The organism is Ruegeria sp. CDSA089 (genome assembly GCF_059612205.1).
The window spans coordinates 23,804-44,322 of record NZ_JBXWQD010000009.1; the positions used below are offsets into that span (position 1 = coordinate 23,804).

The 20,519-nt window shown below is 57.0% G+C and carries 26 protein-coding genes; 7 read left to right on the forward strand and 19 right to left on the reverse strand.

All coding sequences use genetic code 11. The annotated features are described in order from the left end of the window. Positions 1 to 130 precede the first annotated feature (130 nt). The 16 genes from AC2FJ6_RS18165 to AC2FJ6_RS18240 form a co-directional block, all read right to left on the reverse strand. A complete protein-coding gene (locus tag AC2FJ6_RS18165) occupies positions 131 to 964 on the reverse strand; it encodes a TraB/TrbI/VirB10 family type IV secretion system protein (protein WP_170575215.1) in 834 nt (277 codons plus the stop codon). Positions 965 to 975: 11 nt separating this feature from the next. Next, positions 976 to 1,656 (reverse strand): hypothetical protein, encoded by a 681-nt coding sequence (locus tag AC2FJ6_RS18170; protein ID WP_152460677.1) that lies wholly within the window; start codon positions 1,654 to 1,656, stop codon positions 976 to 978. Further along, positions 1,656 to 2,471, reverse strand: coding sequence for a TrbG/VirB9 family P-type conjugative transfer protein (locus tag AC2FJ6_RS18175; protein WP_152460678.1), 816 nt, complete (start codon positions 2,469 to 2,471; stop codon positions 1,656 to 1,658). The genes AC2FJ6_RS18170 and AC2FJ6_RS18175 overlap by 1 nt, the downstream gene beginning before the upstream one ends. Beyond that, positions 2,471 to 3,115, reverse strand: coding sequence for a VirB8 family type IV secretion system protein (locus tag AC2FJ6_RS18180; protein ID WP_152460679.1), 645 nt, complete (start codon positions 3,113 to 3,115; stop codon positions 2,471 to 2,473). Before AC2FJ6_RS18180 ends, AC2FJ6_RS18175 begins: the two co-directional genes overlap by 1 nt. 17 nt (positions 3,116 to 3,132) lie before the next feature. Continuing rightward, the gene (locus tag AC2FJ6_RS18185; protein WP_152460680.1) at positions 3,133 to 4,188 is read right to left on the reverse strand and encodes a TrbL/VirB6 family protein; all 1,056 of its coding nucleotides are present in this window, start codon (positions 4,186 to 4,188) and stop codon (positions 3,133 to 3,135) included. Next, a complete protein-coding gene (locus AC2FJ6_RS18190; protein ID WP_152460681.1) occupies positions 4,185 to 4,685 on the reverse strand; it encodes a hypothetical protein in 501 nt (166 codons plus the stop codon). Before AC2FJ6_RS18190 ends, AC2FJ6_RS18185 begins: the two co-directional genes overlap by 4 nt. Then, positions 4,682 to 5,428 (reverse strand): type IV secretion system protein, encoded by a 747-nt coding sequence (locus AC2FJ6_RS18195; RefSeq protein WP_152460682.1) that lies wholly within the window; start codon positions 5,426 to 5,428, stop codon positions 4,682 to 4,684. The genes AC2FJ6_RS18190 and AC2FJ6_RS18195 overlap by 4 nt, the downstream gene beginning before the upstream one ends. After that, a complete protein-coding gene (locus AC2FJ6_RS18200; RefSeq protein ID WP_170425207.1) occupies positions 5,428 to 5,565 on the reverse strand; it encodes a hypothetical protein in 138 nt (45 codons plus the stop codon). The genes AC2FJ6_RS18195 and AC2FJ6_RS18200 overlap by 1 nt, the downstream gene beginning before the upstream one ends. Next, positions 5,562 to 7,928, reverse strand: a complete 2,367-nt coding sequence (locus tag AC2FJ6_RS18205) for a VirB4 family type IV secretion/conjugal transfer ATPase (protein WP_170634634.1) — start codon at positions 7,926 to 7,928, stop codon at positions 5,562 to 5,564. The genes AC2FJ6_RS18200 and AC2FJ6_RS18205 overlap by 4 nt, the downstream gene beginning before the upstream one ends. Continuing rightward, complete coding sequence (locus tag AC2FJ6_RS18210) at positions 7,921 to 8,199, reverse strand: VirB3 family type IV secretion system protein (RefSeq protein WP_152460684.1); 279 nt, start codon at positions 8,197 to 8,199, stop codon at positions 7,921 to 7,923. The genes AC2FJ6_RS18205 and AC2FJ6_RS18210 overlap by 8 nt, the downstream gene beginning before the upstream one ends. A 3-nt stretch (positions 8,200 to 8,202) precedes the next feature. After that, positions 8,203 to 8,484, reverse strand: coding sequence for an HAD family hydrolase (locus AC2FJ6_RS18215; RefSeq protein ID WP_152460685.1), 282 nt, complete (start codon positions 8,482 to 8,484; stop codon positions 8,203 to 8,205). Beyond that, on the reverse strand, positions 8,481 to 9,125 hold the full coding sequence (locus tag AC2FJ6_RS18220; protein WP_152460686.1) for a lytic transglycosylase domain-containing protein: 645 nt from the start codon (positions 9,123 to 9,125) through the stop codon (positions 8,481 to 8,483). Before AC2FJ6_RS18220 ends, AC2FJ6_RS18215 begins: the two co-directional genes overlap by 4 nt. Beyond that, on the reverse strand, positions 9,122 to 9,547 hold the full coding sequence (locus AC2FJ6_RS18225) for a TSCPD domain-containing protein (RefSeq protein ID WP_152460687.1): 426 nt from the start codon (positions 9,545 to 9,547) through the stop codon (positions 9,122 to 9,124). The genes AC2FJ6_RS18220 and AC2FJ6_RS18225 overlap by 4 nt, the downstream gene beginning before the upstream one ends. Further along, the gene (locus AC2FJ6_RS18230; RefSeq protein ID WP_170686497.1) at positions 9,544 to 10,176 is read right to left on the reverse strand and encodes a hypothetical protein; all 633 of its coding nucleotides are present in this window, start codon (positions 10,174 to 10,176) and stop codon (positions 9,544 to 9,546) included. Before AC2FJ6_RS18230 ends, AC2FJ6_RS18225 begins: the two co-directional genes overlap by 4 nt. Before the next feature lie 464 nt (positions 10,177 to 10,640). Next, positions 10,641 to 11,054: a thermonuclease family protein gene (locus AC2FJ6_RS18235; protein ID WP_170417964.1), complete on the reverse strand. Its 414-nt coding sequence runs from the start codon at positions 11,052 to 11,054 to the stop codon at positions 10,641 to 10,643. Between the two features lie 48 nt (positions 11,055 to 11,102). Beyond that, positions 11,103 to 11,459, reverse strand: coding sequence for a hypothetical protein (locus tag AC2FJ6_RS18240; RefSeq protein ID WP_142638830.1), 357 nt, complete (start codon positions 11,457 to 11,459; stop codon positions 11,103 to 11,105). 419 nt (positions 11,460 to 11,878) lie between these two features. Between AC2FJ6_RS18240 and AC2FJ6_RS18245 the strand changes: the two genes are divergently transcribed. The 3 genes from AC2FJ6_RS18245 to AC2FJ6_RS18255 all read left to right on the forward strand — a co-directional run bounded on the left by AC2FJ6_RS18245 (position 11,879) and on the right by AC2FJ6_RS18255 (position 15,135). Beyond that, positions 11,879 to 12,337: a hypothetical protein gene (locus tag AC2FJ6_RS18245; protein WP_170624892.1), complete on the forward strand. Its 459-nt coding sequence runs from the start codon at positions 11,879 to 11,881 to the stop codon at positions 12,335 to 12,337. Between the two features lie 367 nt (positions 12,338 to 12,704). Continuing rightward, complete coding sequence (locus AC2FJ6_RS18250; protein WP_170417959.1) at positions 12,705 to 13,994, forward strand: helix-turn-helix domain-containing protein; 1,290 nt, start codon at positions 12,705 to 12,707, stop codon at positions 13,992 to 13,994. A gap of 187 nt (positions 13,995 to 14,181) precedes the next feature. Next, complete coding sequence (locus tag AC2FJ6_RS18255; RefSeq protein ID WP_170417956.1) at positions 14,182 to 15,135, forward strand: LuxR family transcriptional regulator; 954 nt, start codon at positions 14,182 to 14,184, stop codon at positions 15,133 to 15,135. Between the two features lie 263 nt (positions 15,136 to 15,398). Here the strand turns inward: AC2FJ6_RS18255 and AC2FJ6_RS18260 are convergent, their stop codons facing one another. Then, a complete protein-coding gene (locus tag AC2FJ6_RS18260) occupies positions 15,399 to 15,818 on the reverse strand; it encodes a MerR family transcriptional regulator (RefSeq protein WP_170417953.1) in 420 nt (139 codons plus the stop codon). Between the two features lie 145 nt (positions 15,819 to 15,963). Here AC2FJ6_RS18260 and AC2FJ6_RS18265 point away from each other — a divergent pair, with 145 nt between their 5' ends. Both AC2FJ6_RS18265 and AC2FJ6_RS18270 read left to right on the forward strand, forming a co-directional pair. Further along, positions 15,964 to 16,287, forward strand: coding sequence for a hypothetical protein (locus AC2FJ6_RS18265; RefSeq protein ID WP_170418031.1), 324 nt, complete (start codon positions 15,964 to 15,966; stop codon positions 16,285 to 16,287). Between the two features lie 4 nt (positions 16,288 to 16,291). Continuing rightward, entirely contained in the window at positions 16,292 to 16,510 is a 219-nt protein-coding gene (locus AC2FJ6_RS18270) for a GDCCVxC domain-containing (seleno)protein (RefSeq protein ID WP_237215937.1), read from the forward strand. Positions 16,511 to 16,721: 211 nt separating this feature from the next. Here the strand turns inward: AC2FJ6_RS18270 and AC2FJ6_RS18275 are convergent, their stop codons facing one another. Both AC2FJ6_RS18275 and AC2FJ6_RS18280 read right to left on the reverse strand, forming a co-directional pair. Next, on the reverse strand, positions 16,722 to 17,198 hold the full coding sequence (locus AC2FJ6_RS18275) for a DUF411 domain-containing protein (RefSeq protein ID WP_170417950.1): 477 nt from the start codon (positions 17,196 to 17,198) through the stop codon (positions 16,722 to 16,724). A gap of 284 nt (positions 17,199 to 17,482) precedes the next feature. Further along, positions 17,483 to 17,896, reverse strand: a complete 414-nt coding sequence (locus tag AC2FJ6_RS18280; protein ID WP_170417943.1) for a heavy metal-responsive transcriptional regulator — start codon at positions 17,894 to 17,896, stop codon at positions 17,483 to 17,485. Between the two features lie 89 nt (positions 17,897 to 17,985). Here AC2FJ6_RS18280 and AC2FJ6_RS18285 point away from each other — a divergent pair, with 89 nt between their 5' ends. Together AC2FJ6_RS18285 and AC2FJ6_RS18290 are read left to right on the forward strand one after the other, a co-directional pair. Continuing rightward, positions 17,986 to 19,014, forward strand: a complete 1,029-nt coding sequence (locus tag AC2FJ6_RS18285) for a lysylphosphatidylglycerol synthase domain-containing protein (RefSeq protein WP_170417940.1) — start codon at positions 17,986 to 17,988, stop codon at positions 19,012 to 19,014. Beyond that, on the forward strand, positions 19,001 to 20,251 hold the full coding sequence (locus tag AC2FJ6_RS18290) for an MFS transporter (protein ID WP_170417937.1): 1,251 nt from the start codon (positions 19,001 to 19,003) through the stop codon (positions 20,249 to 20,251). The genes AC2FJ6_RS18285 and AC2FJ6_RS18290 overlap by 14 nt, the downstream gene beginning before the upstream one ends. Positions 20,252 to 20,519 lie beyond the last annotated feature (268 nt).

A 20,519-nucleotide genomic window follows, 5' to 3' on the forward strand; every position in this document is an offset into this window, starting at 1 on the left:
GAAGGCATCCACATAAGATTCATTGCTTCCAAAAAGTGCTGAATTTGCTTCAAAAAAGGCCGCTACCGCACTCGATCATGCTGGCAGCGGCCGGAAAGACTGCTGAGGCGGTCGGCTCATTGGCTCGCGCTCAGAAGCTATCGAACACAACGTCGCGCTGCAGGATGGCGTTGATGCGACTGCCCTGATCGACAAAGACTGTCGGAGTAATGCGCAGGTATTCATCAAGCGCCGCTGCCGTAGCGTTCTGCAGGTTAGACCCCACTTGCGTTGCCAGATCAGTGCGAACCGAGTTGTTGCTATCGTTGTCAGAGACCAGTGCCACCGGCGCAATGCCGATGATGGACAACAGCGCTGCAGTTCCGAACCGTTTCCCAAAGTGTGTGTTCACCCTGCCGGTCGCACCAGTCCGGCCTTGACCGTCCGTACCAGCCGATCCGACCTGAGTTGACAGGCCGTCAGGCGTGATGACACGGCTCCAAACGATCATGATGCGCGTTTGCGCCAATGTCGTGTCCGCTCGATACTCGCCAAAGAGCTTCGATCCGCGCGGCAGAAGCAAACGCGTGCCGTCCATCGAGTAGACGCCACGTGTAATCGTCGCCACGACACTGCCGGGCAACTCCGAGCTGACCGCGCCACCGAACACAGCCGACAAAACCGTGCCTTGCGTCAGGGTGCGCGACGGATCGTCAATGATCGAGGCCCCGACGATGGGGGGATATTCTTCGACCAGATTGTTTTGCCATGTCGTGTTTTGGTTTTCCTGATAGCCGCGTTGATCTTCAGGCAGGCGGGTGTCGTCTGGCTGGACTTGAACCGGCTGCGGCGCTGCAGGGAAGGGTTGGAAAATGACCGGCTGCGATCCACCATTGATCGGCTGGTAGTTTTGACCGGGTGCGTCCTGTGCCATCGCGCTTGAGGCCAACGTGACCAGGGCGAGGGTGAGTGCTGTTCTGTTCATCGTCAGCTCCATCAGTTTCTGCCGTATGGGTTTTCATCGAACACAATGCCGTCCGACTGGTTCTGCCGCTGGCGCATCTTCTTCAGTTCTTCGAGTCTGCGCCGCTCGTCATCGGTCAGACCTTGCGCCTGAAGGTGGCTTACGCTGGCAAGTGCCCGGGCCTCCGCATCTGCGATGGCCTGGGCAAGTTCCGTCTGGAACTTCTTCTCTCGCTCATCATATCTGACCTGAAGGCGTTCATTGGTCAGGTTCAGCGTTGCGATTTCACCGTCTTTTTCGGACAGCGAAACTTTGGCGTCCGTCAGCTCGTCTTGCAGATCGGAAATCCGACCGTTCTGTTGCTCGATAGTTTTCAAGGCTTGTTTCAGCCCTTCGGAATCGACCTGCGGCACTGTTGCCGGTGTTGCCACCTCAATTTCCTCGGGCAAAGCCTCTGGTTCCGGCTCATCGGCCTCTGGTCCCCGTGCGGTCAAAAGCCCGTATCGCTCGCCACCACCTTGTTGCAAAGCGTCAACGCGGACACCCGTGTTCGTGCTTTTGTTTTCATGGCCCATGACAAACCATACAAAGCCCAGGAACACCGCTCCTGCGATCGCAACGGTTATCAGCTTCTTTGGGTCGAACTTCTTCCGGACACGTTGCGACGGCTGTTCAGCCGCCGCCCGTGCCGCAATTGTCTGATTGCGATCCATTACTTGCTGCCCCCCGGTTTAACTGTCTGTGAAGTAACGGGCCTGCCCGTTGCACTCGCCTGCTGAAACGCGTCGCCATCGTTTCGTACACAGATCGAAGTGTCTTCGATGCGCAGTGTCCAAAGGTCGGAAAGGCCCTGCACCTGGATAATGCCGCGCTCTTTGACTGTGGTGTTCACCATCAGCTCGCGGCCATCAGGCAGGACACGGAAAATCCCCGGCAACTCCGCATCCTGCGGGATTTGCATATAGGTGTGAACGCCATCATCCCACACGGCGGTGGGCGCAAAGTCCGCTTTGCCCGAGCGCGAATAGTTCTGGTTCACAAACCGGCCAGTTGGCTTCGGCTCGCTCCGAGCGACTGTGCCGCGACGCGTTGTGGTCCCGCCGCTGTTGTTTTTGTTGTAGAACGTGACCCGAAATGGAACACGTTTGCGTTCGGCGGCGCTCTCGGCCGGAACCAGATAGAAGTTGTATGTCCCGCGATTGGTCAGGACGGTCAGGTTTGAATCCGAGTTCAGGATTTCTGGCTTGAACGCAATAACGCGACCTTCCTGCAGGCGGGTGATCTGAAAACTCTCAGTGTCGCCCGCGCCAATGCTGCGGACGGTCTCGCCCTGCGGAAAGTGAACATAGGTAATCAGGCGTTCACCTACAGTGATGCGGTACACCTGGTTCTCGACGTAATGGAAATGCGTGATGCGATGATCCGCATTCTTTCCGTCTGGCGTCGGTGTGATTTCAGCGAGCAGAGGCGTAGAGAATGCCAAAACTGCTGCGGCGGTGGCGGTGAGTGTTTTGAAAGAACGCTGCATCAGACCTTCCCTATGGCGTCTACGCGGTAGTTGGTGACGACGAAGCCGAACGGATTTTCCAGAAGCTCATCCATCGACGTCACGATTTTTTCCTCAAACCCGTAGGTCACAGTGACCACGTAGCGGGCTGAGGCCGTTGCTTGGTTTGGCACGATCAGGGACTTGCGGATCTCGACCTGCACCGTCTCATCGTTGACCGGCGAGACGCCCAGAATTTCGGTCTGCACCTTTGTCTTGGGCGTATAGATTTCGTCAGGATGGTTGTCGTTCGAACCGTCCCACAGTTCGCGGTAGGACGTTTCGGCCAGCTCATCAGAACGACGCAGCACCGATTTCAGGCGCTCGTTGTTGTCCTGGACATCATAGGTTTCCCGGTCGCGCACATAATTTGCGACTTCACGGAAGGCCATCGCCTCAGAAGGTTCCAGTTCTTCGACTTTTTCAGTCAGCAGGACCGGCAGTTTCGTGTCCGGATCAATGGAGAATGGCACCGCGCGGATTTCCTTCAGGGGAAGGAGCATCGCCCAGCCAATCATAGAGGCCACGCCCATTGCCATGCCGACCATGCCGAATACCTGCCATTTGAAGGCATCGCGGCGTGCGCCCAGAAAGAGTTCTTTTTCGTGATCTGTCACGTGTGACATTTGCTCTGTACCTCGATTTATGAAGATTTATTGGCGCGAGCTTGTCGAATGCTCTGCCGGTAACGGTCAGCGGCGTAGCTCTGACGAGCTGCCCCATCCTGATTTCGGGCTCTGTGCGCTATGTCCCGACGCGCTTGCATTGCGCGAGACGCGCTGTCACGAACGCCAGTCCCGTCACGTGCTGCGGAAGCCATAGCAGCGGCAGTTTTCCCACCGGCTACTGCACCCCTTGCGCCGTCGCTTGCAGTGCCCAATGCACTTCTTGCGGCTGCTGCAGCACCAGTTGCCACGGCAAGACCCGAGGATGCCGAAACGATTGCACCCGACATCCCGCCCGCGAGCGACGGGATCTGCGTGAGCATCACGATTGAAACAATGCAGATCGCCAAAAACCGGCCACTGGCCTCCATATTGTTCACATCCTCAACAGCGGTCAGTTCGGAGCTGAAAAGGGCCTGAATAAGAGAAACGATGCCTGTCAGAACGACGATGACCATGATCAGGCCAACAGTCGTTTTCGCCCAGGCTGCGAAGATATTGGCTGTTGCCGAGCTGAGCAGCGTTGCGATGAAAACAGGCGCTAGACCCAGCAGGACCGCTAGACCGCCTTTTGCGATCAGCGCCATGCCGGTGCCAAAAGCAACGATGACAGCCCCAACAACCCAGAGAATAGCCCCGGTGATGCTCAGACCCCAGGTTGCGTTTTCAATAGCCTGCTGGCCCATCAAGAAACACTGAAGCGCAATGTCATCGAGTGCTTCCCAGACATTTGTTGTGCCGGTCAGTTCTCCGGCAATCGTGTCTGGGAGGCTCGAAATGCCCTGATAAATGGGTTGAAAGAAGCTCCAGCTAGAAGCCATACCAATGATGATCGTCGCCCGAATGATCCAGCCGACATAGCCACCAAACCCGATTTCTCGGATTTGAAGCACACCGTTGATCAGCATTGCCACGAAGATCAGCGCGGCTATTGCCCAGAGGGCGGATGCTAGATCCGCCGCCAGGCTGTTGTATGCTTGCTGCGAGAAGTTATTTAGCGCAGCCTCAATCGAGCTGACGAAATCTTGGATCACGGCCCACAAGCCTCCTCAATTGCAGGGCGCAGAGCTTCCAGACGGGTCCGTTGCTCTTTTTTCAGCGCGGCAAGATTGTCGGACGGTTGGGTCCAAAACTCGTCTTGGTCAGCTCCGACCTTTTGGGCGGCGTCCTCACGGCTTAAACCGCCCAGCGGACATTCGGTGCTGAAGGTCTCGCCAGATTTGCGCAGAATGCATTGCTCGATGGTGGCCTCGTGCGCAGCGATGACCTGTTCATTCAGGATCACCACCGACCAGTTGGTCACAAGAGGCTGCTTGTCTGCGGATTGGCCCGCTTCGGCCATGCGCGCTTGATCGTTTTTGACGAATTGACGACCGTACTCACGCGCACCCGAGTACCCAAGGCACTTACGATATTCACCGAACGGCATATCGACCTTGGGTGATGGGCGCAGCTTCACCTGTGCCGATGCAGCCCCCGACATAACGGCGGCGGCTGCAATGGTCAGGATGAGAGTTGAGCGGAGTTTCATTGTGAGGTTCCTCGTACATAGTTGCTGAGTGTCGAAAGATCGGCAGCGGTTGCAGCCAGATCCGTGCCCGACGCCAGAGCATTAGCCGAGGTTGCGCGTAAGATTTCAATTTCAACCTGAAGGAGTTTAAGGAGAACCGCCGTGTTGTAGTCGATTGCATCCTTCAGATCTTCTTGCTGACCGATTTCACCGCGCAGCTTTTCTGCATCTTCGGAGAGCTGACCGGCCATGTCATAGCCATTCTCACCCAAGGCCGATGCCATCAAGCCAGCGCCACCTCGCTCCGAGAGAATGCGCCGGGCTGGCACGTCTGACGTACTGAATTCTTTAAGGATTCCATTGTTCAGCCCCAGGCTGATTGATCGGCGTTCCATCGCGAGTCCGGCGACGCCTGGAAGATCGCCAATCGTATCTTCGGTCGCGTTCAAGGCGTATCCAAGCGTGTCAGCTGCCGTTGCCAGTTTCAGAAAGCTGCGGCTGTTGAACTGGTCCAGATCCGTCAGACCACTGATGGTTTTGAGGGAGTTTTCGAGCAGTGCCCTCTGCTGCTCGAGCTTCTCATATTGTTGCATCAGCTGTTCGTATTGGCGGACCATTTCCGCGACTTCGCGGGCCGAATTGGCTGCGTCCTGTGCAATGGCCGTGGCGTCGATGGTCGGAACACCTTGGGCTGCCGTCATAACTGGCAGGGCGGCCAGAACCGAAACAGCAATGGTTGTGCGGAATTTCTTTGAAATATCCATCAGACAAACTCCAAGTTTTCAGGGGAGGTCATGCGCTCAAAGTCACAGGCGCATTTGCTGCGATAGCCCGAATAGGTGCTGGTGCAGGCCGAGACAGCGGCCAGAACTACAAGGGTGATGACAAGGCGGGCTTTCATGTGATTTCCTTCCAGAAGTTGGGGTTTTTTCGCCAGTCAGGATCAGGGAACGATTTTCCGTCTGATCCGCTCAGAACACGAAGAAGCGGGCCGAGCGCGCCGACATCGACATCGAGCCAAACACTCTCATCACCTTTCTTCATGAGCATTACGCGGTCGCCAAAATGCGCCCTCAGCGCGCCCAGCTCTGAATCGTTCAAGCCGATTGCCCGGTAGTCTGCTTCATTGCCGGATCGAGAGGGGAACAAGAGTTGCGTGCTGGTGTTTTCCAGGATCGACTTACTTGCCGCTGACGACAGGAGGTGATCGGGGATCTGCGTCATCATCATCATCATGACGTTCAGCTTCCGATACGTGGTGTAGGCATTTATGAGGATGCCAGCGCCATAAGGGTTGCCAGCAATTACCCATGCTTCATCAATCACAAAGACAGTGGGTATCTTGGTGGCGCAGCGGCGTTCAATCTGGCGCATGACGTAGCTGATCCATGCCAGCCGCACCAATTCGTCATCCAGAACCTCAGAAATATCGAACACAAGATGACGGTCGCCAGCAGCAAACGGATCTGAGCCACCCTCGCCAAACATCCAGGACAAGCGGCCTTCGCCCGCCCATTCACTTGCACGCTTGTACAGGTTCTTGTCATCGTCAAAGGCTCTGAACCGTTCCACCAGTGAATCGAAGTTCTGAAGCGCAGGCGGCAAAGTGGCATTGGCTTGGCAAGCCCTTGTGATTTCATCCTTCTGATCGGTGGTCAGTGGTTCGTCATAGCTCAATAGGGCAATGACCCAATTGGCGAGCCAGCTTTGCCCAGCCTCATCCGTCTCGGTTTGAAATGGGTTCATGCCTGTTGGTTCACCAACTCGGACGCGGGTGTACTGTGCGCCGAGCGCCCGCATTGGAGCCTCCATTGCCCGGTCTTTGTCAAAAGCGATGATCCGCGCGCCCTGTGCCACCGCCATTGTCGCCAGCAGCATCGCGATCACAGTTTTACCCGATCCGTTCGGCCCCAGAATGATTGTGTGGCCGGAGGGCAGGTTTTCAGCGTCTTTGCTGGTCTTGGGAAGGTGCAGCGAAACATCGTAGCTGTCCCCGTGTGTCGTCGGGAAAGTCGCCAATGGCCCCGGCCAAGGTAGCTTTTCCGCATCCAACCCTTTGGGGCGCATGTGGAACGCAACCATATCCGCAAAGTTCTGGTCCGTGATCAGTTCTTCACGGGCGCGGAACGCGAAATTGCCGGGGTGCTGTGCGAAGTACACGGCACGGGCCGACATCGCTTCGCGCTTCACCGTGCCACCCGAAATCTGGATTTCACCGATGATGTGTTTTTCGGCGGTTTTCAGATCTTCCTCGTTCCCAAACACGCAGATCGACAGGTGGTGCTTGCCGAGTGACATGGTGCCGGAGGCAATGCCGTCCGCCAGAATGGACAAATCCTCTTCAAGCGACTTTGCCTTGTCGCCTGCCGAGCGCATTTGTCCCGACTTGCGGCGTTCCATTTCCTGCGCCTGGGCGCGGCTGATCGGCAGGAAGGATTGCGAAATCACGACATCAACCGGCAGGTCTAGCCCGTCGAAAATGCCGGGGAACGAAGCCATCGGGTAATTCTTCAGGGAATAGACACGGATGGAGCGTTCCTGATCGTCGCCCGTGACCAGTTTGCCGCGCTTGCCCTGAAACAGCACATCCTCTTGCGGCATGTTGAAGGCGATGGGTTCTGCAATGTTCGTGTGAATGATCGGCTGATACCGACCGTTCAACAGCATTCCATAATAGCCGAGCCAACGCCCCTCGCTGAGCTTCAGCCGGCGCATACGGGCCTCGCCCAGCGTGCCCGCCAGTGTTGTGAACACACCGTCGAGCTGTTCCATCATTTCGCGGCGTTCCTCGTCTATCGTTCCAGACGACATGCCGAACATCTGTTTTGCCCGCTCATCCTGCCGCTTTTGCAGAATGGCGCTGATGATGATCTTGCGTTCTTTCAGCTCTGCATCGACGGACGCTGAGCGCATGGCCTGCGCCACTGCACCGGCAAAGCCGGTTGGATCTGTGATGACATGACCAGTCTCAGCTGGGACGGTCAGTCGATGAACATAAAAGGCCACCTCATTGGGTGTCGTGCGCAATACACGCTCAAACCGTTCGGCCAGGAACTCGAACTCGTTTTCGTCCAGCGTGTTTGCGTTGATTCCGGTGATTTCTGCAGCGGCGATGAGGCCACCGTTGCGTGTAGAAATGACCTCATCGTCCACGACATAGCCATACGGCAACATCTGAAAGAGGCTCATTTCATCCTTGCGCCAGCTCGGCTCGATCAACGAGCGGGCAAGGGTCCACAAATCCTGTGCAGCAGGCTTAGGCACTATAGTAATCTCCCCCATGATGCTGGCGGTTTTTGGTGCGCGGAGTTTTGGAAAGGGTTACGGACAGGACGCGGAAGAAAGCCGGTTCCCATTCGTAAAAGAGGCGAAGCCCGGTGTAGAAAACAAAACCCGCAATGATTGCTGGCGCTATCCCGAACATGAAGAACGAAAGCATGGTCATCCCGAGGATCACCAGCAGATAGATCACGGGTAAGCCGCCCCATTCTGCGGGGCGGCTCAGGCCGCGAAAGACCGTATTGCGGCGCGGCATCAATCAGCCTCCGATGAATGTATCAGCGAGGCCGATAACAGCGCCGACGACGATAGCGATTACCGGGCCTTTCAGCGAACCCCAGCCGAACACGTAGGCGAGACAGCCCCAGATGAAGCCGACAGCGGCAAGGCTGACGCCAACGACCTTCGAGTCGGCCAGCGTTTCGTTGATGAAATCGCCAATGGCATCTTGCAGCCAGCCAGCGGAGGCGGGCGCTGCTGTGATGATGAACGCAGTGATCGCGAAAAACGCCATCTGCTGGTAGAAGTGGGTTCTTTTCATGAGGAAGTGCTCACTTTGCTTAGGATGATCCGCACGTAATTGCGGGTTTCGGTGAAGGGGGGGACGCCGCCGTATTCGACGACGCGGTGAGGCCCGGCGTTGTAGGCGGCAAGCGCCAGCTTCCAGGTTCCGAACTCGCGGTACTGCGCCGCCAAATAGCGGGCACCACCGTCGAGATTTTCTGCAGGGTTCTTTGGGTTCACGCCCAGGTCTTTCGCCGTTCCGGGCATGAGCTGTGCGAAGCCATAGGCACCCTTGGGTGACAGAGCGTCAGCCCGATACCGGCTTTCCTGCCAGACCAGCGCCATGAACAACTCGGCCGGAATGTCATGGCGTTCCGCCGCTGCGTGGATTTCTTTGACGATCCGCTCCTGCGACCAGCCGCCCGAGGATCTGCGAGGCCGCGGTGCCTTGCCCGCAATCTCGATCTTTTCCTGTGGCTTGGCCTTCGGCGCTTCCGGTTTTTCGTCAAGCGTGTACTCACGCATCCGGATTGGCCGAACGACGCCATTGACGATTTCTGCCCGCGCACCGTTCAGAAACACGCTGCCATCCGGCTCGTATTCGATGACCTGGGCGCTTGCGCCGGTCGCCACAAATGCCGTGGAGACGAGCAGAAGGGGCCGCATTGCTGCGATCATTCGGATTTCTCCTTTGCTTGAGTTGGCGAGGAATTGGAGGGGTTCTGTTCGTCGCCGGTCGCGGCCACGTACTCATCAGTCCAGGACGGCGGAATGCTGACAGCATCCACCAACCAGCCTGCGAGACTTGCGTATTCTTCGCCACCAAGGGCCGAAGTCTTGCGAGCGATAGAGCGCGACAGAAACGAAGCTGCTACGCCGTGCTGCAGCAACAGCGAAATCAGAACGCACAGATCATGCAGATGGTATTCGAGGTCGCTGCCAGAGCGAAAACCGCCGCTATAGAACACTTCACGGGGTTTGATTGGCGACGCCGGATCATACCCGATGGTGACAAAGGCAGTGTGCCCTTGCGGAGTTTCAACGCGGCGTGTTTCAGCCAGCCGACGATCAGGAAGAACTTTGCGCGCAGGCTTGTTCATGACAAAGCTCCCTGCGCATCAAGTTCCGCTTGTCGGATTTGCATTGCGAAATCCACTTCAAGGCGCAGCTCAACGACCACTTCAAGCGGCATAACGATGTCCAGCCAGACACCCTCACGGATCAGGTGAACGTGATAGGTGGCGTTTGGGTAAACGAACCAAAGGGCTTCATGCCGGTTCAGAACGTCGCGCGCGGTGTCGGCGTCGATTGTGCCTGACAGGTCGCAACCGAATTTCAGGGTTGCGTATGAGTTGGCATAGTTTGCTCGGCTGCTGCTTTGGATGAGCGCAGCGGCCTTTTCCGGTGAAGCAAAGCGGAACAGCTCTTTCGGACCCAACGCCTTGTTAACGTCTGCGTGCAACTTCAAGGCTTTGTAGAGCCGATTTGCACGGACATACTCAAGATCATTGAGGACATGGAACATTTCGAGCGCGATTCCGAAAGCCGTGGCGCGGGCATCGCTTTCCAGCCAGTATTCGCGCATTCCGCGCTTGATGGTTGACCGTTCTCCGGCAAGGTGGCGGATTACGGTGAGAATGTCCTTACGGGCTTGCTCGAAGCTCTGGGCGGCAGGCACCCAGCGCCGATCAATCTTGCTTTCGATAGTGTCGAAGGCCACTGTGATCACCTTTCCGCCTTTCAAAAAATAGGTCAGTAGTTTTTACATAATTACTATTATGGGGTCGACTTCAGGTCATCTGAGCGGTGGGGAATCGGGTGCTGGGACACAGCACTGAACCTTCAGTGGCGCCGCAAAAGACCAATGTCTGGTTCGGATCTCTTAGTCAGATGTTTTGGCTGGAACGTTCGGATGTCCCGCGCGCCTCAATCGTCAGACAGCGCTAAGGGATCGGAGGTGCAGACGCGTTGTCTAGGTTTGCACCCATTGACTCTGTCGCGGTGCTGCCCAATCTAGGACCGGCATCTCGGACTACTGTTTTTACCATAGTACAGTTCTCTCTTGATGTTGGAGGAATGCCCGGATGGATTAAGGGCGTTTCTTGTCCTGTCGATTGTTGGCGCAATCGGCAGGACTGCTTATTGCTTAGTCGTTTCTCTCTGCTGTCATAAATCGTTGTTTTATCCTTTCTTTCAGCCGCACCAGGACTGGCGCTTGCCACCCGAGTACGGGCGCGCCAGACCTTCAGAAATCAGGATGGCCCCGACGTTCTGTCCAGACACGCGCCCAAGCGCCAAGAAGCGATCGTGGACGTCAAAGTGCAGCTCAATCTCAAGTTCAATTACGCCCGCGAAGTTGATGAGCTCCGTCAGCCGGTCCTTGGCTCGTAGACCCAAAGCTCTCTCAGCATCGCACTGAGCCCGGAATGTCTCAGGCGTATCAAACCCAATAAGCCGGTATCGGTCGTCACCATGGTCGATCGTGTCACCGTCAACGGCAATCACCTCGGATGCGCCGAGAGTCTTTGTTTTCCTAGCTGGTTCAATCCAAACTGCAGCAATGAACAAGGACGCGAGTGCAGCGCTGAGAAACAAGAGCCGTTTCATGCGCCCTGCCCCAGCATTTTGATGAGCCGGGTTCTCGAACGTGACCGATCAGGTTTTGGATTTCGCGTCCAGGGCCTGAGCTGCTTCGAGACCCTCTGGGGTAATCGACTCGATCGTATAGTCTGATTTGACGCAGAGAATGCGCCCATCACCAAATTCCTGATGATGCTTGAAGAGGCCCGGCCAAAGATCGAACTCTCTGGGCTCAGCGCCCGCTCGAGAGATCTTCGACTTGCACAAGGCCCCGACATAGTTCGGCGAGCTGTAAATGCAGTGGTACTTAGGTCGTCCAAGGGAAGCGAGTCCGATAAATTCGTAGCGGCATGTAAAGGGAACCTGATCCTCTTTCAGGCCCCGGACCATCTCGATGGTTACCACAGTGTATTGTCTCTTGTTGTCCGCCATGACGACCCCCTATGGGCCGTCTTCTACATCCAAAAGTTGTGGACTAAAACACAATCTACGTCAATATAAGAAAACCCGCCAATATACGATATTGGATTGTCAGAAATATATTGGCCGGATATTGCTTAGGCGATTCGCAAGCAGGAGAGACCATCTTGAAACACTCAAAATCCGGAAATCGAACTCGCGCGAAGGCCCTTGCAGTTGCACTCGCTGCACTGCCAGCCACGCAGGCTCGTGCCTATCCAATTGACTGTGCCATATTCCTTTGCCTCGCCGGGGGTTGGCCAAGTTCGGCTGATTGCGTCGCAGCCAAGGCGGAGTTCATTCGGCGCATCACACCCTACCCGGTCGAACCGCCGCTTCAACTCTGGCGCTGTCCGATGAATACGTCACACAGCCCCTCGGACTTGGGTCCTATGGAACGGTTGGAAGCCATCAAGCGCACCAGTGCTAGCCCAGTTCCAGAGCTTCCATCGGATGACACCGCTAAGCCAATACTGGTAGACGCAGCGATCTCGATAGGAAGGATCGATGCACATCACGGCCAATACGGTGACGGTTTCCAAGCCACCCCGATCAGCGTCGATCTTTCTTCTTCCGATTTCGACGTTGTGAGATCCATCAGGGTTTGGGATGTGCGCCACTACAGCTATCGCCGTCGTTCAAGGGAGGGAGATTGCGAGCGTTCGCTTGATCTTGTGGTTGGCACCTACGACGATAATACGAATTTTCGCTGGTCCGAGCGCGCTCCTGCCCCAATCCCTTACTGGCTGCCACTGGGCAATCGCTGTGAACCTCCCAGCTACTTCCGCGGCGTTGGCGTCGAGTGGACCGACACATTCGGGTTCAGCGACTACGAACTCATCCGATATTGAGGTGCTGACCTGCGGTACAACGCGTTGCTCCTGGCTATGCCACCAAAAATCGCCAGCTGCATTTTTAAACCAGGCCGATTGGCCCGGAGGAAAAACTTAATCCCAGAAACAAAAACCCCCGCAAGGCGGGGCCTCAGCGGGGATCTTCTTAAGTCACGTTTGATCACCTGATTTATAGGAAACTCCAAAATTACTGACAAGGACAAACGCATCTGTGCGAACGGTTTTTCTGTGTCTTTTTGCTGAGGTTCGAGCCGCCTTGCTTCCCCAATGAGAAGCAGACCATGAGACCGTTGAACCATTCCGAACACCCTGCCCCGCGAAGCCGCGATATCAACACTGACCTTTGCCAAATGAGGCCAAATCCATGAGCTTTCGGCAGATCGCATCCGCCCATCACCACGATAATATTCGCTTTCACAACGGCCTTCCTGAGGGCTGGAACCGTGACAGGTTACGTCAGCTCTGCGTGGGATATGCGCAGATCAGAGGCGCATCAGCCCAGTGTATTCGCACCTTAGAGATCATCATCGATATGATTACGCCATGTGCTTTTCGAGACCCGTCTCAGGAACCCTTTTGCTACGCGCGCCAGGAAACCCTCATTGCCGGGCGAGGCGTGACAGATCGGACAATCCACAATCACGAACGTGAGCTGGAAAGGATTGGTCTGATCGAACGCAGGCTTGGCGCAAATGGCGCGCGCTGTAAGCGCAAGAAGCTTGGACTCTTCCTGACCCCTGCCCTGAACCTCATTCCCGAGATGCGCGACGCGGACGTGCGCAGCAAGGCCGAGAAGAAAGAACAGGACGAGCTGCGCGGGGATCGATCACGGCTTTACCGATATGTGAAACATAGTCTGGCCGTGCTTCTCTTACTCCCCTGCCCTCCTGAAAGTCTGGAAGGCATGAAGGAGGAACTTCGATCCTGGCCGCGCGCCGACAAGTTGAAATACATGACGCTGGAGGCGCTCAAGCTACATGTTCAGGCGGCTTACGACCTTTGGAGCCGGATCGAAGAGCATGTCGCAAAACCCGGTGAAATTTCGGGTGAACCCGAAGCTTGTTTCGGGTGCCATATACAAGACCAAATTGAAGAAACAATTCTGTCCTGTAACGCCGATGGCGAGAGTTCAATGTCCTCGGCAAAAGCCTCGGAACCAGATTGTTCCGGCTCCGGGCCTGACGGCCCTCCGCATTGCTTAGAAAGCAATCATCCGACAGATACGGCATCGCGCAAGGCCCAAAAACTACCGCGGGTGAATAACCGCATCCTATATGAACTGGCCTCACCCGAGCTGCGCATGCATATCGATATCGCGGGTGGCGGAGATCAGAATTCCAGCCCGTCGCTCTACGCGATTGAGACCGGCGTTTGGTCGCGATTGTCGGAGATCGGCGCCAATGCCTCGGCTTGGCGTACGGCGATTGACCGATTGACCGTGATGGGTGCAATCCTGGCCGGGTTGATCACAGACGCGAGGCTGAGCGATCCACGGTTGCCGCCAGTGGTTAATCCGGGCGGATATCTGCGCGGTATGGTGCACGCAGATGAGCGCGGTGAACTGAACCTGATTTCCAGTTTCATGGGGCTTTTGGCGCGTAGAGCCCGAGAGGAGGAAGACGGGCTTCCGCAAGATCACTGCAGCGGGTTTTAGCCGTGCCGGGTTATGAGCCGCCAGCTTCTCCAATTCATGTGTCTCATCGGCAGGTTTTCGCTCCGTTTCCGCCTCCAGAACAGAACTGTATTCAAATGCATGATTGGCTACGGGAATTCCCGAGTGGTTTGTTCAGCTTTAGGTTGCTAAGCGGCCTCGACGGCAACGCGGAACAGAAAGACGATCTATGAAAATCGCGGACATTGGCAATTCTGAACTGGATTTCAGGCAGACCGGGGAGGCGCGCCTTCAGGAAATTTGTTCGAGGTTCGGACTGGAGAATGCGTCCTACGCCCATATCGACAAGCATCACAACGTTGTCCACGGCTGCACCACGTTCCCGGCCGAATGGGTCAGGCACTACGTCGACAACGACATGGTCCTGGTCGATCCCCTCATCCGGTTTGGCGCCGCAATGATCGCACCAATTGATTGGGCTGTGTTTGATGATCAGCGTGAACACGCACCGCTATTCGATGCAGCGAGAAAATTTGGTGTGGGTCAGCACGGACTATCCATTCCGGTTATCAATCCGTTTGGGGAGCGTGGTGTCTTTACGGTTACCTCCAACCTGCGCCGATCCGACTGGGACGCCTTGGTCGGGAGTATGCTCCCTGCCCTTCGCCACGAAGCGCAGGTCCTGCATCTACTCGCGCTCGATGTGATTGATACAGTTTTCAACTTTCCTACGGATGCGTTGTCCGATCAGGAGATGGATGTTCTGAAGATGCTCGCATCAGGATTGATCCCATCCGTAGTTGCTGGCCAGACGGGGCTCTCCTCCAGGATGGTGCATGCTTTGACGTCTTCGATCGTCACAAAACTCAAGTGCCGGACAACGGAACAAGCAGTGGCGAGAGCTGTCAGCACAGGTATTCTTAAATGGACCGATTTCTTTGCCGACCCGGTCGCCGAACTTGCGGATGTTGAAGGACAGACCCTTTGCGGCGGGATCGTGCGTTGGTCTGGAAGATCACACGAGTTGATCACCTTTGAAGATGGTCGAACGGTGCGGAACTTGGATAGCTTTCAGGCGGTTCAGGTCCAGGAAATTGCCAAAGACTTCAATCTGGATGCTGAAAGGATCCTCGAAGAACTTGGACCCAACCGGGATCAATGCGTGTGGATCAGGCATCTCTGAGTTCGGCCCACGTGCACCGCTTGATTTGCAAAATTGTGAGCAGGGGCAAGTTTCACATAATTTCACTTATGCTTCCGCAATCTGTAGCCGCAAAGCTCAAATGTCACCCATGAGCAATTCAGGAATGTCACTCTCGCCTGCGATGAGGACAGGCAGAGAGTTCGGGCATGGGGTGGGTAATGATGAGCGAGCCGGATTTGAGCCGCATTGTAGTCTTTCCGCAAACTGAGTTGGCCAGATTCGATCCTTTCCGGGCGTTGCAATTAGGTGTCGTTTATTTTTTCTTTGGCGATAGGCTCGTTGAGCAACGCCGTTAGCAGGGGGCATGAGGCCGTACCCTCGGTGCAGGTCTGCACAAGTTCTGCCAGTGCTTGCTCCAACCGTTGGAGGGCGGCGATTTTTGACCTGACGTTGTCGAGATGTCTTGTTGCGACGTCTTCGACGTCACGACAAGCTTGCTCGGGCGCTTTGGACAATTCGCGAAGTGCGCATGCACCCTGAATGGTAAAGCCAAGATCGCGGCAGCGTTTGATGAATCTGAGCTCGGAGATTTCCCGTTCCGTGTATGCGCGGCGTCCCGAGGCGGTTCGACCGGCTTTCTCGACTATGCCTTCCCGTTCGTAGTAGCGGATCGTCTCGACCGACAGACCGGTCAATCTCGCCGCTTCGCCAATCGCAATCATGTGATGACCTTTCCCTTGAACCTGTAGCTACTACAGGGTGCATGTTGTCGGTCATGATGTCGAATTTCACATACCGCGCGAAGCAAAAATCGAGGAAGTCGAACCGGCTTCCGCTCGAGTTCGTCAAAGCCGGAGAAAGCTGACCATGAGCAAGTTTGTTGGCGCAAGCTTTCTTGGATCGTTTACCGCACTTGGCGTTGCGACCTGCTGCATCTTGCCGATGGCCTTGATTTTGCTTGGCTTGGGAGGGAGCTGGCTGGCCGTATTCGGCAAGATCGCCGCCGCGAGTTATTACGTGCTCGGCGGTTCGACGGCCCTGCTGTTTCTCTCTGGCATCGTCGCGTATCGCCGTGGTTCGCTCGACCGCTTCAAATGGTGGCTGACAGGCAGTTTTGCGTTGACGGCCATCGCTTGGGTTATCGTGCTCAACGAAATCCGAATAAATGATTTCCTGATAACCTTGATGTGACGCCATGAGTGAAAAGCACCCGAACCTTGTCAGCACGATCATCTGCCCGGAATGTGGACATTCAAGGCCTGAAACGATGCCAACAGACGCGTGCCAGTGGTTCTACGAATGCACATCTTGCGGAAAAGTCCTGAAGCCACTTCCCGGCGATTGCTGCGTCTACTGTTCCTACGGATCGGCCCCATGCCCGCCAATTCAGGCGGGCGACAAATGCTGCGGTTGATACGGCGACCGGGATGTCGGTTTTGTCCGCAAAGCCGGTCATCAGGCTTTGCGGACGCAGGTATTTTTTCACCGTAGGCTGGAACTTGCCCGGTAGGACAAGGCAGGCGTGAAGTCACGGATCAACTGGTTTGCCGTGAAGAATGTCACGTAAACCAGGCAGCAGAAGCGAGCGCCGTGTTTGTCAGGATCTTGCCAGCGCCATCGGGAAATTATGCGGCCGGGTAGCTGGCGAACACCTCTGTGGTTCCATCCTTGCGGATCAGAAAGACGTCGAAGGCTTCGCGTTCACTTTCCGGCCCCATGCCCGGTGAGCCGAAAGGCATTCCCGGAACCGACAGTCCGACAGCATTCGGGCGTTCGCCCAGCAGGCGCCGAATGTCAGCGGATGGGACGTGTCCTTCGATCATGTAGCCCTCCACGCGACCCGTGTGGCATGACATCATGCCCTCCGGAATCCCATTGGCGGTTTTGTAAGCGTTCAAGGCCTCCCAAGCACTGTTTTCCACGCCTACTTCAAAACCTTCCGCCCGCATGATTTTGATCCACGATCCGCAGCACCCACAATTCGGATCCTTCAGGACATGGATTGAGGGACCGGTTTTCGCGAAGGCGGGAAGCGCCGCGCTGCACGCAATTGCCGCGGCTCCTTGCATCAAGCGGCGGCGGCTCAGGTTATTCATTGTCATGTTCCCTCTTGGGTAAACTTGTCTTAAACCGATATAAAATCGCACCGGTAGGATAAAAGCTGGACCGCATTTACAGGGCCGACTTGTCCGTCACCCTCCGACACTCATCAGATATGGCTTTCTGGGCGACGCAGGGATTTCTCACAATGATCTGGCGCAAACTCTGCTCGGAAGCGGAACCCTCGCTCTCCTTTTTTCGCTGCACCTGCCGTTCTGGGTCCTGCTTGGCAATAACCCGGTTCGCAAGCAACGCCGCTACCCTCCGTTCAAGGCCGGAATTGCGCCTATTTCTCACTGCTGCGTTCTATGGCGCCCACGATCGAACAGTTCTGAATTCCACCACGCCCCGGACACGCCGCGATCAGCTCGTCCAGATTGTTCCTCAACCGTGCAAGCCCTTCGATCCGTTCCTGAATTTCGTCCCGCTTTTTGCGCGCTCTGGCCTGCATCGCGACGCACTCGGTATTTGGTGCCGTGCGCAACTCCAAAATTTCCGCGATTTCTGCCAGCGAAAATCCGAGCTTCTTAGCGCCGGATATGAATTTCAGCCGCCAAAGCGTGTCACCACCATAGTCCCGCGCGCCGCCGTCAATTGGGCGCGGCGGCTGAGTGACAAGGCCCTTCTTTTCATAAAATCTGATCGTCTCGACGCCTATCCCGGTCTCGCGCGCGGCCTGGCCGATCTTGAGTGGTTGCATCGCGGTCTCCCTCCGTCACCGTCATCTTGACACCGTATCATGATACGGAGGTTAAAACATTGAGGTCTTGGTAGTTGCGAGGATGTCAAATGCGGACCTTCCTGAAACGGTGGCTGCTGCCGATATTCGGCTCCGCCCTGGCGCTCTATCTGGTGTTTGCGCTCTACGGCAGCCTCGATTTTGCGCTGTTTCTGCAGGGCCTGCGCGGAGCCAACATGTTCTGGATCGCGATTCTTGCCGCCACCATCCTGCTGGAGCAGCTGATGAGCGGCTGGAAGTGGCGGCAGATCCTGTTCGACGTGAAACCCGTCGGCACCCTGCGGCTGACGGGGGCGCTACTGGCAGGTTATGGCGCAAATGTCCTTGTCCCGCTCGGCATCAGCCCGCTGGTCCGGGCCTGGCTGGTTGCCCGGCTCGACCGCTTGAAGATGGCGACCGTGCTTGCAACCGCGATCATCGCCCGGTTCCTCGACGGCGTCGTTTTCGCCCTTTTTGCCGGAGCGGTGGCCGCCGCCGGCCAGATTCCACAGATCGAGGGTGACCTGCGGCTGGGATTGAGCGTTGCGGGCCTGTTGAACCTGATGCTTTTCGGCAGCCTGCTTTGGGTTCTGTTCCGGTTCCGCGCGTCACTTCTGAGCGAGGACCCTCTGGTCTGCCGACTCTTCGACTGGGCTGCCGCCCGCATCGGGGCCGATGGCGCGTATCTGCGCACCGCGCTCGGTGAAGGGATCGTCTGGCCACAGGCACGGGCCCGCCGCGTCGCCGCCATTGCCGCAGCCATTGCGGGTAAGCTGGTGGCGACAACCCATTTCCTGTGGGCCGGGCTGGCGGTTGGCGTGGTGCTGAGCGCGTGGGATTACCTGTTCCTGATGGTGTTTGCCGGGTTCGCCATGGTTCTGGGTCGTTTCGTGCGCATCCCGGCGAGCTTTGTCTTTGGGGCGGGGTTCGCGCTCAAGGTGCTTGGCGTTCCGGACGAAACCGCCCTTCTGATGATCCTGTTCAACTATGTGCTGACGATCCTTCTGGTGGTCGGGATCGGCCTGACGGTGTTGTGGCAGAGCGGCATCGACATCCGCCGCGCCCGGGCGGAGGCAGAGGCGGCGAATGGCAAGGCGTAATCCCGAAGACACGAGATTTTGGCGCATCGCCGGTGCTGGTGCGGTGTTTCAGGGCGGGTCGGCGGCGGTGGACAGCGCGACGGTGGTGGCCAGTCTGGTGCATATGCTGACCGGTAGCGCGCTGGCCGTGGGCTATGCCAGCACGGTCCTGCGTCTTGGTTGGCTGCTGCCCCAGTTCGCGGTGGGCTACCTCGCCGAGCGCACCGATCGGCGGATGCCGTTCTACGCCCTTGGTGCCTATGGGCGGGCGATCACGGTCGCGATGATCGGTATTCTTCTGTGGTGGGGGGCCGACTGGCCTCAGGTCGATTGGCCTCCGGTTCCGCTGGCGCTCGGGATGCTGGGATTGTGGACGGTCTATGCCTTTGTCAGCGGCGTGGTCGCGGTGCCCTACAACGACATCGTCGGCCGGGCGATCCCGTCCGAGCGCCGCAGCCGGATGTTGGCCTGGCGCTTTTTCGGCGGCGGTGTTCTGGCGGTTCTGGTGGCGGGCTTTCTGCGACACGCGCTCGACGTGATGCCGCCGCTCAGGGCCTATGCGCTGATCTTCTGGCTCGGCGCGGTGCTGATGATCGTCTCTGCGACGCTTTTTGTCTCCGCGGGTGAGCCCGCTACCGCTGCAAGGGCGCCACGGGACCGTCCTGCCAATCTGTCTGGATTTCTGCGCGAAGGTTTCTCGACGCTGCGGCAGGACCACCGGTTCCGGCTGTTCCTGATCTTCCAATGGCTTGGTGCAGCGACGCTGATGGCGTTGCCGTTCTATGTCGTTGCCGCCAGCCGCAGCGGCCTCGGGGCGGCGGATGTCGGAACGCTGTTGGCGGCGCAGACTGTCGGCGCGCTGGCCTCGAATCCGCTCTGGGGCCACATCGGAGACCAGGCGGGCAAATTGCGCCTGCTGGGGATAGTGGCACTGGTGCGTCTCGGACCTCCGGTGCTGGTTTTGCTGCTTGTGGTCACGGGTTCGGGGCTGACCGGTTTCGCGGTGCTGTTCTTCCTGATCGGCGCGATGATGAACGGGGTGACCATCGGCTATCTCGGCTATTTGCTGGAGATCTCGCCCGACGACCGCCGCCCGGCCTATTCCGCGTGGTTCAACAGCTTTGCGGCCCCGGCGGCGCTGGCGCCGCTTGTGGGCGGTGTGGTGGTCAGCATGATCGCCATCGAAGCCGTGTTCATCGCTGCGATCCTGGCCGCGCTGGGACAGGTCGCGATCGCCGCGCGGCTGACACGGGGTTGAAATAGCACCTTGTTCAGGACCAAAGCGTTTCCTCTCAACCCGCAATTCAGATGCGATCCTGTCAAAAGGCAAGATGGCATGTCTAAACATGGGCGAAGCAGAAAACGTTGAGCGCAGCGATTAGAATTGTTCCGTTCAGAACATGACGGCGAGGTCTCTTCTCGAAAACTCCAGAAAGCGGGGTACATGTCGAATTCCGCCACATAGCATCGCGGCGCTGATCGAGGGATATTCGAGGACTGACAAACGAACTTGGTGAGGCACGCGC

Coding starts and splice junctions, on each gene's coding strand:
- AC2FJ6_RS18165 (WP_170575215.1), bottom strand. CDS start 964: ATGAACAGAACAGCACTCACCCTCGCCCTGGTCACGTTGGCCTCAAGC.
- AC2FJ6_RS18170 (WP_152460677.1), bottom strand. CDS start 1,656: ATGGATCGCAATCAGACAATTGCGGCACGGGCGGCGGCTGAACAGCCG.
- AC2FJ6_RS18175 (WP_152460678.1), bottom strand. CDS start 2,471: ATGCAGCGTTCTTTCAAAACACTCACCGCCACCGCCGCAGCAGTTTTG.
- AC2FJ6_RS18180 (WP_152460679.1), bottom strand. CDS start 3,115: ATGTCACACGTGACAGATCACGAAAAAGAACTCTTTCTGGGCGCACGC.
- AC2FJ6_RS18190 (WP_152460681.1), bottom strand. CDS start 4,685: ATGAAACTCCGCTCAACTCTCATCCTGACCATTGCAGCCGCCGCCGTT.
- AC2FJ6_RS18195 (WP_152460682.1), bottom strand. CDS start 5,428: ATGGATATTTCAAAGAAATTCCGCACAACCATTGCTGTTTCGGTTCTG.
- AC2FJ6_RS18200 (WP_170425207.1), bottom strand. CDS start 5,565: ATGAAAGCCCGCCTTGTCATCACCCTTGTAGTTCTGGCCGCTGTCTCG.
- AC2FJ6_RS18210 (WP_152460684.1), bottom strand. CDS start 8,199: ATGCCGCGCCGCAATACGGTCTTTCGCGGCCTGAGCCGCCCCGCAGAA.
- AC2FJ6_RS18215 (WP_152460685.1), bottom strand. CDS start 8,484: ATGAAAAGAACCCACTTCTACCAGCAGATGGCGTTTTTCGCGATCACT.
- AC2FJ6_RS18220 (WP_152460686.1), bottom strand. CDS start 9,125: ATGATCGCAGCAATGCGGCCCCTTCTGCTCGTCTCCACGGCATTTGTG.
- AC2FJ6_RS18225 (WP_152460687.1), bottom strand. CDS start 9,547: ATGAACAAGCCTGCGCGCAAAGTTCTTCCTGATCGTCGGCTGGCTGAA.
- AC2FJ6_RS18235 (WP_170417964.1), bottom strand. CDS start 11,054: ATGAAACGGCTCTTGTTTCTCAGCGCTGCACTCGCGTCCTTGTTCATT.
- AC2FJ6_RS18240 (WP_142638830.1), bottom strand. CDS start 11,459: ATGGCGGACAACAAGAGACAATACACTGTGGTAACCATCGAGATGGTC.
- AC2FJ6_RS18245 (WP_170624892.1), top strand. CDS start 11,879: ATGGAACGGTTGGAAGCCATCAAGCGCACCAGTGCTAGCCCAGTTCCA.
- AC2FJ6_RS18250 (WP_170417959.1), top strand. CDS start 12,705: ATGAGCTTTCGGCAGATCGCATCCGCCCATCACCACGATAATATTCGC.
- AC2FJ6_RS18255 (WP_170417956.1), top strand. CDS start 14,182: ATGAAAATCGCGGACATTGGCAATTCTGAACTGGATTTCAGGCAGACC.
- AC2FJ6_RS18260 (WP_170417953.1), bottom strand. CDS start 15,818: ATGATTGCGATTGGCGAAGCGGCGAGATTGACCGGTCTGTCGGTCGAG.
- AC2FJ6_RS18265 (WP_170418031.1), top strand. CDS start 15,964: ATGAGCAAGTTTGTTGGCGCAAGCTTTCTTGGATCGTTTACCGCACTT.
- AC2FJ6_RS18270 (WP_237215937.1), top strand. CDS start 16,292: ATGAGTGAAAAGCACCCGAACCTTGTCAGCACGATCATCTGCCCGGAA.
- AC2FJ6_RS18275 (WP_170417950.1), bottom strand. CDS start 17,198: ATGACAATGAATAACCTGAGCCGCCGCCGCTTGATGCAAGGAGCCGCG.
- AC2FJ6_RS18280 (WP_170417943.1), bottom strand. CDS start 17,896: ATGCAACCACTCAAGATCGGCCAGGCCGCGCGCGAGACCGGGATAGGC.
- AC2FJ6_RS18285 (WP_170417940.1), top strand. CDS start 17,986: ATGCGGACCTTCCTGAAACGGTGGCTGCTGCCGATATTCGGCTCCGCC.
- AC2FJ6_RS18290 (WP_170417937.1), top strand. CDS start 19,001: ATGGCAAGGCGTAATCCCGAAGACACGAGATTTTGGCGCATCGCCGGT.